The organism is Bradyrhizobium sp. CB3481, assembly GCF_029714305.1.
Lineage (GTDB): Bacteria > Pseudomonadota > Alphaproteobacteria > Rhizobiales > Xanthobacteraceae > Bradyrhizobium.
On record NZ_CP121647.1, the window covers coordinates 4,760,281 to 4,773,127 of the forward strand.

General features: G+C 63.2%; 11 protein-coding genes. 4 read left to right on the forward strand and 7 right to left on the reverse strand.

The annotated features are described in order from the left end of the window. Positions 1 to 159 precede the first annotated feature (159 nt). The gene (locus QA643_RS23305; protein WP_283028229.1) at positions 160 to 990 is read left to right on the forward strand and encodes a metallophosphoesterase; all 831 of its coding nucleotides are present in this window, start codon (positions 160 to 162) and stop codon (positions 988 to 990) included. Between the two features lie 93 nt (positions 991 to 1,083). Here the strand turns inward: QA643_RS23305 and QA643_RS23310 are convergent, their stop codons facing one another. From QA643_RS23310 to QA643_RS23325, 4 genes are all read right to left on the reverse strand, one after another. Then, positions 1,084 to 1,371, reverse strand: a complete 288-nt coding sequence (locus QA643_RS23310; RefSeq protein WP_283028230.1) for a hypothetical protein — start codon at positions 1,369 to 1,371, stop codon at positions 1,084 to 1,086. Between the two features lie 116 nt (positions 1,372 to 1,487). Beyond that, a complete protein-coding gene (locus QA643_RS23315; RefSeq protein ID WP_283028231.1) occupies positions 1,488 to 2,513 on the reverse strand; it encodes an NADP-dependent oxidoreductase in 1,026 nt (341 codons plus the stop codon). Positions 2,514 to 2,786: 273 nt separating this feature from the next. Beyond that, the gene (gene guaB, locus QA643_RS23320; RefSeq protein ID WP_283028232.1) at positions 2,787 to 4,277 is read right to left on the reverse strand and encodes an IMP dehydrogenase; all 1,491 of its coding nucleotides are present in this window, start codon (positions 4,275 to 4,277) and stop codon (positions 2,787 to 2,789) included. 210 nt (positions 4,278 to 4,487) lie between these two features. Then, a complete protein-coding gene (locus QA643_RS23325) occupies positions 4,488 to 4,736 on the reverse strand; it encodes a hypothetical protein (protein WP_283028233.1) in 249 nt (82 codons plus the stop codon). A gap of 139 nt (positions 4,737 to 4,875) precedes the next feature. On the opposite strand from QA643_RS23325, the gene QA643_RS23330 reads away from it, so the two are divergent. Further along, the gene (locus tag QA643_RS23330; protein ID WP_283028234.1) at positions 4,876 to 6,351 is read left to right on the forward strand and encodes a DHA2 family efflux MFS transporter permease subunit; all 1,476 of its coding nucleotides are present in this window, start codon (positions 4,876 to 4,878) and stop codon (positions 6,349 to 6,351) included. A 160-nt stretch (positions 6,352 to 6,511) separates the two neighbouring features. Here the strand turns inward: QA643_RS23330 and QA643_RS23335 are convergent, their stop codons facing one another. Together QA643_RS23335 and QA643_RS23340 are read right to left on the reverse strand one after the other, a co-directional pair. Beyond that, positions 6,512 to 7,285, reverse strand: a complete 774-nt coding sequence (locus tag QA643_RS23335; protein WP_283034900.1) for a Crp/Fnr family transcriptional regulator — start codon at positions 7,283 to 7,285, stop codon at positions 6,512 to 6,514. Positions 7,286 to 7,474: 189 nt separating this feature from the next. Next, positions 7,475 to 8,164 (reverse strand): RlmE family RNA methyltransferase, encoded by a 690-nt coding sequence (locus QA643_RS23340; RefSeq protein ID WP_283028235.1) that lies wholly within the window; start codon positions 8,162 to 8,164, stop codon positions 7,475 to 7,477. Between the two features lie 247 nt (positions 8,165 to 8,411). Between QA643_RS23340 and QA643_RS23345 the strand changes: the two genes are divergently transcribed. Then, positions 8,412 to 9,041 (forward strand): phasin family protein, encoded by a 630-nt coding sequence (locus QA643_RS23345; protein ID WP_283028236.1) that lies wholly within the window; start codon positions 8,412 to 8,414, stop codon positions 9,039 to 9,041. Between the two features lie 140 nt (positions 9,042 to 9,181). Here QA643_RS23345 and QA643_RS23350 read toward each other — a convergent pair whose 3' ends face one another. Next, on the reverse strand, positions 9,182 to 10,225 hold the full coding sequence (locus QA643_RS23350) for a Ppx/GppA phosphatase family protein (RefSeq protein WP_283028237.1): 1,044 nt from the start codon (positions 10,223 to 10,225) through the stop codon (positions 9,182 to 9,184). 209 nt (positions 10,226 to 10,434) lie between these two features. Here QA643_RS23350 and QA643_RS23355 point away from each other — a divergent pair, with 209 nt between their 5' ends. Beyond that, positions 10,435 to 12,810, forward strand: coding sequence for a xanthine dehydrogenase family protein molybdopterin-binding subunit (locus QA643_RS23355; protein WP_283028238.1), 2,376 nt, complete (start codon positions 10,435 to 10,437; stop codon positions 12,808 to 12,810). Positions 12,811 to 12,847: the final 37 nt, after the last annotated feature.

Genomic DNA, 12,847 nt, shown 5'->3' on the forward strand with positions numbered 1-12,847 from the left:
TATTCCAGAGACGTCAGCGCTTGAATCGAGAGGCCGCGGCGCACTGGATAGTCCGCCTTCGCGGAGTATGACGGCGGAGGATGGAGTGCGACACCAGACTAGATGTCGTCATCGTTCTGACTTTTCGATCTGCCTATGATCCTTTCAAAGGAATACCGCATGACCGAATTTCGACTGACACAGATTTCCGATACCCATCTCACCCGGCGCCTGCAGCAGATCACCGACAATTTTCATCGCGTCAGCGAGCACATCGATGCGACGCGGCCGGACCTCGTCGTCAACACCGGCGATCTTGCCTTTGACGCGCCGACCAGCCGCGACGATCTGTTGTTTGCGAAGGAGCTGCACGACGCGCTGCCGGTGCCGTGCCGGCAGCTTCCGGGCAATCACGACATCGGCGACAACCCGACAGCGGTCGGCAAGGCCCCGAGGCAGCCGGCGAACGAGAACGAGCGGCAGAACTATCTCGCGGTGATCGGCGAAGACCGCTGGCGGTTCGACGAAGCCGGCTGGTGTTTTATCGGGCTGAACTCGCTGATCATGAATACCGGCATCGAAAGCGAAGCCGAGCAGTTCGACTGGCTCGCTTCGGAGCTGGCGCACGTGAACGGCAAGGCGGTCGCGCTGTTCCTGCACAAGCCGCTGTTCCTGAACGCACCTGACGATGCCGAGACGGAAGACACGGCGATCCGCTATGTGCCGCAGCCCCAGCGCAGGAATTTGATCGAAATGCTTTCGAAGGTCGATCTGCGGCTGGTCGCCGCCGGCCATCTCCACCAACGCCGCGACTTCACCTATGGTCATACGCGCCATGTGTGGGCGCCATCGACCAGTTTCATCCTTCCCGAACGGATCCAGCCCGTCATCGGTACGAAAGAAGGCGGGCTAGTGGAATATCGCTTCCAACCCGACGCCTTCGAGGTCCGGCACGTCAGGGCGGCGGGACAAGTCGATATTGCTCTGGATTCGCTGAACCGCGGGAAATGACGGAGCGGGTAACTTTTCAGATCGTCACCCGCTCCATCCAGTTGATCGGCGCATGATCTGCTCGAAAGATATTCGGATCACGCCGTCAGCGCATCACCACTGGCGCTCGACGAGGCCATATGAGCCGTAATAGCCGTACGAGCTGTCATCCCACGGCGCGGTCGCAAACGCCCCTACCCGTGGCGCCGGCTGAAACCGGTTGCCGTAATAATAGCCCGGCCCGGGCGAGACCCGCACGCCGTATCCGCCCGTGGTATAGGCGGAGTTCGGATAGCTAAAGCCGATCATGCCCGGTTCCTGATAGACCTCTTGAGCCATCACCGGAGTGGCCAGCATCGTGGCGGCAACCAGGCCGAGCGATAGTTTCTTGCAGTTCATCATTTGGCTTCTCCATTGGATGTCAGGGCCAAACGATGCCTGCCAAGAGACGTTCCCGTCTTCGCCTCAAGTGAGCGTGAGGTTCACGCTGCGCGTGTTCCCCACCATTGCAGCTTACGTCACGCCTTGTCAGGCCCGACGCGCACCAGCTGCTTGCCGAAATTGGCGCCCTTCAGAAGGCCCATGAACGCGGCGGGCGCATTCTCCAGACCCTCGGTGATGAACTCCTTGTGCTTGACCTTGCCTTCGCGCACCCATCCGGACATGTCGCGCAGGAAATCGCCGTGACGCGCGGCGAAATCGCTGACGATGAAACCGCGGATGGTGAGCCGCTTGGTCAGCACCGCGCGCATCAGCGACGGCGCCCATTTCGGCGCCACTGCCTGCGTGTCGTTGTAGTGCGCGATCAGGCCGCAGACGGAAACGCGCGCGAAGGCATTGAGCAGCGGGAACACCGCTTCGAACACCGCGCCGCCGACATTTTCGAAATAGACGTCGATGCCCTTTGGGCATGCGAACTTCAGTTTTGCAGCGAGATCGGTTTCGTGGTGATCGAGGCAATCATCGAAACCGAGCTCGTTCTTGACATAGGCGCACTTGTCCTTGCCGCCGGCAATGCCGATGGCGCGCGCCCCCTTGATCTTCGCGATCTGGCCAACCGCCGAGCCGACCGCGCCGGAAGCAGCGGCCACCACCACGGTCTCGCCGGCCTGCGGCTTGCCGATGTCGAGCAAGCCGGTATAGGCGGTCATGCCGGGCATGCCGAGCACGCCGACGGCGGTCGAGATCGGCGCGATCTTCGGATCGATCTTCGCAAGGCCCTTGCCGTCGGAGATCGCATGGGTCTGCCAACCGGCGCGCGACAGCACGATGTCGCCCTTGGCGAAGCCGGGATTGTTGGAAGCGATGACCTCGCTGACCGTGCCCGCCTCCATCACGCCGCCGACCGGCACCGGCTGCGCATAAGACGGACCGTCGCTCATGCGCCCGCGCATATAGGGATCGAGCGACAGCCAGATCGTGCGCAGCAGGACTTCGCCGGCGCCGGGCGTCGGGATCGGGCAGTCTTCGAGGCGGAAGTCGGTGGGCTTTGGTTCGCCGACGGGGCGCGAGGCGAGGACGATGCGTTTGCCTGATGCGGACATGGTTGTTTCCTCCGGTTCTTGTTCTTCGTCATTGCGAGCGTAGCGAAGCAGTCCACGCCTCCGCAAGCTGTGAAATGGATTGCTTCGCGGAGCCTGTCATCGGGCGCGCATTCGCGCGACCCGTTGGCTCGCAATGACGGTGGAGAGTGGCGGTTACTCAGGCACGGTCATTCCGGGGCGATGCGAAGCATCGAACCCGGAATCTCGAGATTCTCAGGTGCGCAATTGCGCACCATAGTTCACTTCGCGCCCCGGAATGACCGTGTGAAGAAATTACACCCCGCCCGGGTAGTTCGGGCTTTCGCGCGTGATCGTCACGTCGTGGACGTGGCTTTCGCGCAAGCCCGCGCCGGTGATGCGGACGAACTGGGCCTTGTCGTGGAATTCGGAAAGGTTGCGGGCGCCGACATAACCCATGGCGGCGCGGAGGCCGCCGGCGAGCTGGTGCATGACGTTGCCGACCGGGCCCTTGTACGGCACCTGGCCCTCGATGCCCTCGGGCACCAGCTTGAGCGTATCCTTGATGTCCTGCTGGAAGTAGCGGTCGGCCGAGCCGCGCGCCATTGCGCCGACCGAGCCCATGCCGCGATAGGCCTTGTAGGAGCGGCCCTGCCACAGGAACACTTCGCCCGGCGTCTCATCGGTGCCGGCCAGCAGCGAGCCGACCATCGCGATGTCGGCGCCGGCGGCGAGCGCCTTGGCGAGATCGCCGGAATATTTGATGCCGCCATCAGCGATCACGGGCACGTCGGCCTTCTTCGCCGCTTCCACCGCATCCATGATGGCGGTGAGCTGCGGCACGCCGACGCCGGCGACGATGCGCGTGGTGCAGATCGAGCCCGGACCGATGCCGACCTTGACCGCATCGGCGCCCGCATCGATCAGCGCCTGCGCGCCTTCCTTCGTTGCGATGTTGCCGGCGATCACCTGCACCGCGTTGGAGAGGCGTTTGATGCGGTTGACCGCCTCTAACACCCGCGAGGAATGGCCGTGCGCCGTGTCGACCACGATCAAATCGACGCCAGCGTCGATCAGCCGCTCGGTGCGTTCAAAGCCGCCCTCGCCGACCGTCGTCGCGGCGGCCACGCGCAAACGGCCATGCTCGTCCTTGCAGGCGAGCGGATGCGCGACGGCCTTTTCCATATCCTTCACGGTGATCAGGCCGACGCAGCGATATTGTTCGTCGACCACCAACAGTTTTTCAATGCGGTGCTTGTGCAGCATCCGCTTGGCCTCGTCCTGGCTGACGCCCTCGCGCACCGTGACGAGGTTTTCATGCGTCATCAATTCCGACACCTTCTGCCGGGGGTCGGTGGCGAAGCGGACGTCGCGGTTGGTGAGAATGCCGATCAGCTTGCCGGGCGAGTTCTTGCTGGCGCCGGTGACGACGGGAATGCCGGAAAAGCCGTGATCCTTCATCAAGGCCAGCGCGTCCGACAGCATCGCGTCCGGACCGATGGTCAGCGGATTGACCACCATGCCGGATTCATACTTCTTGACCTGGCGCACCTGCGCCGCCTGTCCCTCGGCGTCGAAATTGCGGTGAATGACCCCAACGCCGCCCGCCTGCGCCATCGCAATCGCCATGCGCGCCTCGGTGACTGTGTCCATCGCGGACGCCATGATCGGGATATTCAGCGGGATCGCGCGGGTCACGCGCGAGCGGATATCGGCCTCCGAAGGCAGAATATCCGAGAGACCGGGCTTGAGAAGCACATCGTCGAACGTGAAGGCTTCACGGATACCCTGAAGTCCCTGCGCCATTTGCCAACTCCTTTCGGCGGCTCGCCGCCGCGATCAATTCTATGGATGAACGTCGCCTTCGGCGATGCCACCGGCATCACCGTCGAATCGAAGCCCATCGGTCGGGTTGACGGTGGTCGATAGCATGGCAGGACGCCGAATCAAAGGGTTTGCCAGCTATGCACAGGCTTTTCGGGAAATGCCGCAATCCCAAGGGGTTACGGCGAGGCCTTAGGGCCGATAGCCCGGTGGCGGCCCATGCTGGCGGATCGCCTCGACCACCTCGCGGTGGCGGCGGTCCTCCCGCTTCATGTGAACCGCGATCAGCGCATGCGCCGAGGGCACCAACAAGAGAACGTGGAAAATCAGCCCGAAAACCAGGCAGAACACGATCAGGACCAGGTTGAAGATCGCCGAAAACGGCTGCCCGTTCAGGAGCAGCCCGAGCGGCGGCAACAAGGCGACGAGAACGTAGATCATTTAAGACCCTCCACGACTGGCGCGGTGCATACCAGCGTCACGCAGGATTTAGGTGGTTTGCGCGCTTCCGCAATGGCTTGCGCGAGGGCGGGATGATACAGGCCCCTCGCCTGCCTTTTTCGTCAGCCCGCCGATCCCGATGACCAAAGAACGCCTGATCCCGCTGATCGTCGCCACTGCCCTGTTCATGGAAAACATGGACTCGACGGTCATCGCGACCTCGTTGCCGGCGATCGCAGCCGATATCGGCACCAGCCCGCTGACGCTCAAGCTTGCCATCACCTCTTATCTGCTCTCGCTCGCAGTGTTCATTCCCGCCAGCGGCTGGACCGCCGACCGCTTCGGCGCGCGCATGGTATTCTCGATCGCGATCGGCGTGTTCATGATCGGCTCGATCGGCTGCGCGCTGTCGCAGAACGTCACCCATTTCGTGATTGCCCGCATCCTGCAGGGCATGGGCGGCGCGATGATGACGCCGGTCGGGCGGCTGGTGCTATTGCGCTCGATCGACAAGAGCGCGCTGGTCAACGCAATGACCTGGGTGACGGTACCGGCGCTGATCGGGCCTGTGATCGGCCCGCCGCTCGGCGGCTTCATCACAACCTATTTCTCCTGGCACTGGATCTTCCTGATCAACATCCCGATCGGGCTGCTCGGCATCTTCATGGCGATGAAGTACATCGACCCGATCAAGAGCACCGATCCCGAGCGTTTCGATCTCTACGGGCTGGTGCTGGCCGGCATCGGCCTGGCCGGCATCGCCTTCGGCCTCTCGGTCGCCGGGCTCAATCTCCTGCCCTGGCCTGTGGTCGCCGGCCTGGTTGCGATCGGGACGATCTCGATGACGCTCTACGTGATGCATGCGCGGCGGACCGGCTCGCCGGTGCTGGACTTTTCGCTGCTGCGGCTCGCCACCATGCGCGCCGCCATCATCGGCGGCTTCCTGTTCCGCCTCGGCATCGGCGCATTGCCGTTCCTGCTGCCGCTCCTGATGCAGGAGGGCTTTGGGCTGACGCCCTTCCAGTCTGGCCTGGTGACATTCGCGTCGGCGGTCGGCGCGATGGGGATGAAAACGCTGGCTGCGCGCATCATCCGCGCCTTTGGCTTCCGCAACATGATGACGGTCAATGCCGTAATCAGCGCGGTCTTCCTCGCGGCCTGCGCCCTCTTCACCATAGCAACGCCGCTACTCCTGATCTTCATCATCCTGGTCGTCGGCGGCTTCTTCCGCTCGCTGCAGTTCACCGCGATCAATACCGTCGCCTATGCCGAGGTCGAGCCGGCGCAGATGAGCCGTGCCACCACGCTCGTCAGCGTCAACCAGCAGCTCGCGATTTCCGCGGGCGTCGCGGTCGGCGCGTTCTCGGTAGAATCGACCATGCTCTATCAGCACGTCACCGAATTGAGCGCCGGCGTATTCCCGCCGGCCTTCCTCGTGGTCGCGTTCATCTCAGCGGTGTCGGCCTGGTTCTTCTGGCAGATGCCCGACGATGCCGGTCACGAAATCTCGGGCCGCAAGGCGGCCGAAATTGCCAGCCGCAAGGGCGCGGCCAAGGCAGCGAGCAAGGCCGCCAGCGAGGGCACCGAGGACGCACGGGATCAGCGACTAGGCTGACGCCTCCTCGGAGAAAACCTGGATTCACGAGCCGGCCGAGGAGCCGTCACGCGCCGAGGCCTGCGCTTGCCCTGCAACCGGCATAGGTCCGCCGGAAGCGCTGCAACTCCATCAATGACTCCTTGCTCGATGGCCGATTAGGCCGCGCCTGCGCGGGCCCTCATGCATCTCGTCGGCCTTGTCCAGCAGCGAGGCTGGCGCTGCCGACCAGGCCCGTAGGCTTTATTTCTTCCGGCTGCACGATCCGGCCGATCCGCCGCCGCATGAGATGATAACACTCGCAGGACGCTGCCTCGAGCCGCGGCCTGTCGATCTCGATCCAACCCCGCCGGTTGGAACGGACTGCGCCCTGCTCGCGGAGTTTGGAAATGACCTGCGTCACGGTAGTCCGCCGCACGCCAAGAAATTCCGCGAGGGTTTCCTGGGTCAACGGCAGGACGTCACCCTCGACCCGATCATGGACGTGCAGCAACCATCTTGCCAGACGCGCCTCAACCGAGTGGAGCGCATTGCAGGCAGCGACGTGTTGGAACTGCGCCATCAACGCTCTGGCGTGAGTTTGCACCGCGCCGTTCAAGGCATTGCTATCGCCAAGCAGTGACTGAAATCGCGTCGACGAAATCTGCAATGCGAGCCCCGCGACCCGCACCACCGCAGTCATGGGAGAGAGAACCGGCCCGAGCGTCGACAGGACGCCGACGGCTCCCTCATTGCCGACAATGGCGGTCGCAACGGTTTGACCGTTTGGCATGTCCATGATGAAAGCGATCAGGCCGCTGAGCGGGAAATAAATCCGGTCGACCGGGTCCCCCGAGCGCAACAGCACAGCATCACGTTCAAGCTGTATCATTCGGAAATGACGCGCAAGGAGTTGAAGGTCTGGCTGCGGTAGCGCAGCTAACAGCAGATTGCTAACCCTGGCCTTGTGCTCCATCACGGGAAAACTCCTCCCCGACGGACGCGCCTCACGCGGCAGAATTACTTCCGGCGCCAGGCCGAACAGGCCGCGCCGAACCCTTAAAATACACCATTCAGGAAAAAGTTCCAATGGCTCAAGTCTTGGCACCAAGCCTCGATCGCAATCATGACAGAGCCGCGCCAAGTCCCGCGCGGTGCAGTTGGGTTAGGGCCGATTGGACTGCCCGCGAAAACCCATTGCCAACACGTAACGCTCCGAGGAGTCCTGCCGGCTGGACGCCGGCTTCACATGACGCACGCTGGCGTAGTCACGTTTCAATTGCGCGACCAGCTCGGCATCGGCGCCGCTTTGGAAGACTTTGGCCAGAAACGTGCCGCCGGGATTGAGCACCTCGGCGGCAAAGGCCGCCGCGGTCTCGACGAGGCCGATGATGCGAAGCTGATCGGTCTTGCGGTGGCCGGTCGTATTGGCCGCCATGTCGGACATCACGACATCGGCCCGGCCGCCCATCATCGCCATCAGCTTTTCCGGCGCATCATCGGCCAGGAAATCGAGCTGCGCAAAGATGACGCCGGGAATCTCGCCCATCTCGAGCAGGTCGATCGCGACCACCTTGCCCTTGCCGTTGGCCGTGCCGACGCGCCGGGCGGCGATTTGACTCCAGCCGCCGGGCGCGGCGCCGAGATCGACCACCGCCATGCCGGGCTTGAGGAAGCGGTGCTTGTCGTCCATCTCGATCAGCTTGTAGGCCGCGCGCGAGCGATAGCCCTCCCGCCTGGCTTTCGCCACATAGGGATCGTTGAGCTGCCGCTCGAGCCAGAGCTTTGATGACAGCTTGCGCTTGCCTGCGGTCTTGACCGTGACATGCAGCCGCCCGGTGGTGTCTTTTGCCATGTTGATACTTGTCTTGGATGTCAGCCGAGAACCGGAGCTTGGAGCAATAGCACGGAACCGAATTGGCGTTGAAGCCGGTATGATGTCGTGCCCGCTGTCTGGCATAGACTAAGACGTAGCCGCCGTTCCCATGCAACATCGAGAATCTCCGAAAAGATCGAGAAGCCTGGAACAGCTCGACATTGATCGCGTTGCTCGGGAAGGAGCTGGGGCCAGTCATCAACCTGCAAATCAGCGGAGAAAAAAGATGGCAAATCCCCGTCAGGAGGAGAAGTCTACGCACGGTATGGAAGACGCGGCTCGCCACGCCGGCGAGAGAACGGCGGAACAGGCCAGCCGCCTGGGACAAACGGCAGCCGAGCAGACGGCGCGTGTCGGACAGGTTGCGGCTGAAGCGGGAGCGGAAGTGGCTCGCGCAAGTACAGATCTGCTCAAGCAAAACGCCGAGACGTTACAGAACGCATGGCGCTTCGGCCTGGAAATGGCGACCTCGGTCATGGGCCGTTCCACGGAGCAATTTGGTCGCTCGCTCGGTTTGTCAGGGGGCGGCGTGCAACAGGCAACCGAACGGTCGGCTCGCAACACCCAAACCGTACTTTACACCGGTACCGCTGCGGCCAAAGTTATGGGTGGAATCTCCCAAGAGTACTTCCAGATGGTTCGGCACCAGGTCGAGAAGAACATGGACCATATGAATGATTTTTGGGCCTGCCGAACTCCTCAGGACTTTGCGGCCATACAAAGCGACATGGTGCGCGAGACCGTGGAAACGGTTCTGGAGAGCAGCCGCCGGATGGCCGACATGTCGATCAAAATGGCCGATGACGCCGGAAAGCAGATCAAGCAAAATATGGACGAGATACGGCGTGCCGCGTAACTCAGTCAGCGGGACTTTGAAGGGAAAGGCGGCTGAGCCTCAGCCACCTTTTCCTATTTTTGGGCATAGCGCAAGGTTTCTGACCCAAGTTAAGCGCACAGATAGATGCGCAATCCAACAGATGACAACGCGCCCGCGCATCAGCACGGCCTGAGCGCGCCGTCCTCGCGCATCATCTCGACCAGCATGCCCTCGCGCAGGCCACGATCGGCGACGCGCAGCCGCGGCAGCGGGAAGGCGTCCCTGATCGCGTCAAGGATGGCGCAGCCGGCCAGCACCAGATCGGCGCGCTCGATGCTGATGCAATTATTGTTGGCGCGCTCCTGATAGCTCATGGCAAGCAGCCGCTCGATCACGGCCGAAACGTCAGACCCGTTCATCCAGATGCCGTCGATGCGACGACGATCATAGCGCGCCAGGTTGAGGTGGACGCCGGCCAACGTCGTCACCGTGCCCGATGTGCCGAGCATATGCATGTCGCGCAAATCCTGGCCATGTTCCGCCGCAAACGGCGCCACATGCTGCGTCACCTCGCGCACCATGCGTTCGTAAGATTCCGCCGTGACGTCGCGGCCGCCGAAATGCTCGGCGAGCGTGACGACGCCGAGCGGGATCGACATCCACGCCTTGATCCGCGGCGGCGCATTCTGTTCGGTGGGATCGCGCTCGATCCGCACCAGTTCGGTCGAGCCGCCGCCGATGTCGAACAGGATGGCGCCCCGCCCTTTGGTGTCGAGCAGCGGCGAACAGCCGATCACGGCCAGCGTCGCTTCGGTCTCGCGGTCGATCACCTCGAGCCGGATTCCGGTCTCGGCCGCGACGCGGGCGCGAAAGCTGTCGGCATTGGCGGCGGCACGGCAGGCTTCGGTTGCGATCAGCCGCAGCCGCCTGGCCTTGCGGTAACGAATCTTGTCGCTGCAGATGCTGAGTGCGGCGATGGCGCGCTCGATGGCCGCCTCGCTGATGGAACCGGTCGCGGAAATGCCTTCGCCGAGCCGGATGATCCGCGAAAACGAATCCACCACGCGAAAGCCGTCGCCGGCCGGGCTGGCGATCAAAAGCCGGCAATTGTTGGTGCCAAGGTCGAGCGCGGCGTAAACACCGTTTGCCGCGGTCGTCGCAACCGACCCTGACGGGCTTGCGCAGGCACCAAGGCCTTCGCGCAGCCGCCTATCTTCCTTCATCAAAACTGTCTTTCCGCAGGCCGCTTCCGGCCGCCGAAGAAAATTACCGTTCACGGAAACTTTAGCAGCGCCAAAGGGGTAAGCAACAACCCATCACATAGGACTATGCCCAATCAGGCGTTGTCCCGCATGATGCAGTGCGTTATCTGACCAGGAACCCACGGAACCCGGAAAATCCCGGCGATTCCCACGTATTTCAGGTGTTTGCAATGCAAGATCACACGTCGGCTTCCTCCCTGAACAACGCGATCGCACTGCAAAAATACGGCGTGGGGCAGCCTTTGCGGCGCAAGGAGGATGACACGCTGGTGCGCGGCAAGGGCAAATATACCGACGACTTCGCCCTGCCCGGCCAGGCCTATTGCTGGATGGTGCGCTCCAGCCATGCCCACGGAATCATCAAGGGCATCGGCACGGAAGCCGCCCGGGCGATGCCCGGCGTGCTCGGCGTCTGGACCGGCAAGGATCTCGCCGCGGCCGGCTACGCTCCCTTCACCTGTGGCCTGCCGCTGAAGAGCCGCGACGGCTCGCCGCTGTTGCAGACCAACCATCCGGCGCTGGCGACCGACAAGGTGCGCTTTGTCGGCGATCCCATCGCCTTCGTGGTCGCCGAAACCCTGGCGCAGGCGCGCGATGCGGCGGAGGCCGTCGAGCTCGACATCGAGCCGCTGCCGGCGGTGACCGATGCCGCGGAAGCCGCCAAGCCCGGCGCGCCGCAGCTCTATGATCACATCCCGAACAACGTCGCGCTCGATTATCACTATGGCGACGCCGCCAAGATCGATGCCGCGTTTGCTTCCGCGGCGCATGTGACAAAACTCGACATCGTCAACACCCGCGTTGCCGTGGTGTCGATGGAGCCGCGCGTGGCGCTGGCGGCGTTCGACAAGGCCACCGAGCGCTTCACGCTGCAGGTGCCGACGCAAGGTGTCTCCGGCAACAAGGTGACGCTGGCAAAAATCCTCAACGTGCCGAACGACAAGGTTCGCATCCTGACCGCCAATGTCGGCGGCTCCTTCGGCATGAAGAACGTCAGCTACCCCGAATACACTTGCATCCTGCACGCGGCGAAGGCGCTCGGACGTCCGGTGAAATGGACCGACGAGCGCTCGACCAGCTTCCTCTCCGACAGCCACGGCCGCGCCCAGCTCATCCACGCCGAGCTGGCGCTGGACGTCGAAGGCAAGTTTCTCGCGGTACGGCTTTCCGGTTATGGCAATCTCGGCGCCTACATCACCGGCGTCGCGCCGGGGCCACTGTCGCTCAACACCGGCAAGAATCTCGCCAGCGTCTACCGCACGCCGCTGCTTGGCGTCGATATCAAGACGGTCTTGACCAACACCACGCTGATGGGCGCCTATCGCGGCGCCGGCCGGCCCGAGGCCAATTATTACATGGAGCGGCTGATCGACCGCGCCGCCGACGAGATGGGCATCAACCGCCTGACGCTGCGCAAGCGCAACTTCATCAAGCCATCGCAACTGCCGTTCGCGGCGGCCTCTGGCGTCACCTATGACAGCGGCGATTTCGCAGGCGTCTTCAACAAGGCGTTGGAGATTTCCGACCACGCCAATTTTGCCAAGCGGAAGAAGGAGAGCAAGAAGAGCGGCAAGCTGCGCGGCATCGCCGTCGGCTCCTATCTCGAAGTGACCGCGCCGCCAAGCGGCGAGCTCGGCAAGATCACCTTCGAGCCGGATGGTTCGGTGAAGCTGACGACCGGCACACTCGACTACGGCCAGGGCCACGCCACCCCGTTTGCGCAGGTGCTGTCCGCGCAGCTCGGCGTGCCGTTCGAGAAGATCACCATCGAGCAGAACGACAGCGACCTCGTCCGCTTCGGCAACGGCACCGGCGGCTCGCGCTCGATCACGGCGACCGGCCAGGCGATCGTGGAGGCGTCCGCGCTGGTGATCGAAAAGGGCAAGCAGGCTGCCGCGCATCTCTTGGAAGCATCCGAAGGCGATATCGAGTTCGCAGGCGGCCGCTTTACCATCGCCGGCACCGACCGCTCGATCGGCATCATGGATCTCGCCAAGCGGCTGCGCGAGGGCAACATGCCCGAGGGCGCGCTGCGCTCACTCGACGTTGACCACGCCACCAAGGACACGCCGTCCACCTTCCCCAATGGCTGCCATGTCGCGGAAGTAGAGATCGACCCTGATACCGGTGTGGTGCAAATCGTGCGCTATTTCGCGGTCAATGATTTCGGCACCGTGGTCAATCCGATGATCGTCGCCGGCCAGCTCCATGGTGGCGTGGCACAGGGCATCGGCCAGGCGCTGATGGAGCAGGTCAGCTACGATACCAGCGGCCAGCCGATCACGGGTTCATTCATGGATTACGCGCTGCCGCGGGCGGAAGACATTCCGCTGATGGAAATCGGCGATCACCCCTCGCCTGCCAAATCCAATCCGCTGGGCACCAAAGGCTGCGGCGAAGCCGGCTGCGCCGGCAGCCTCGTCTGCATCGTCAACGCGGTCATCGACGCACTGTCGGAATATGGCGTCAGCCATATCGACATGCCCCTGACGCCGGAGCGGGTGTGGCGCGCGATTCAGGATGCAAAGGCGCAGCAGGCGGCGTGAGGCGGGCTGCTGGCCGCGGTTCACAGCGCGCTGTCAT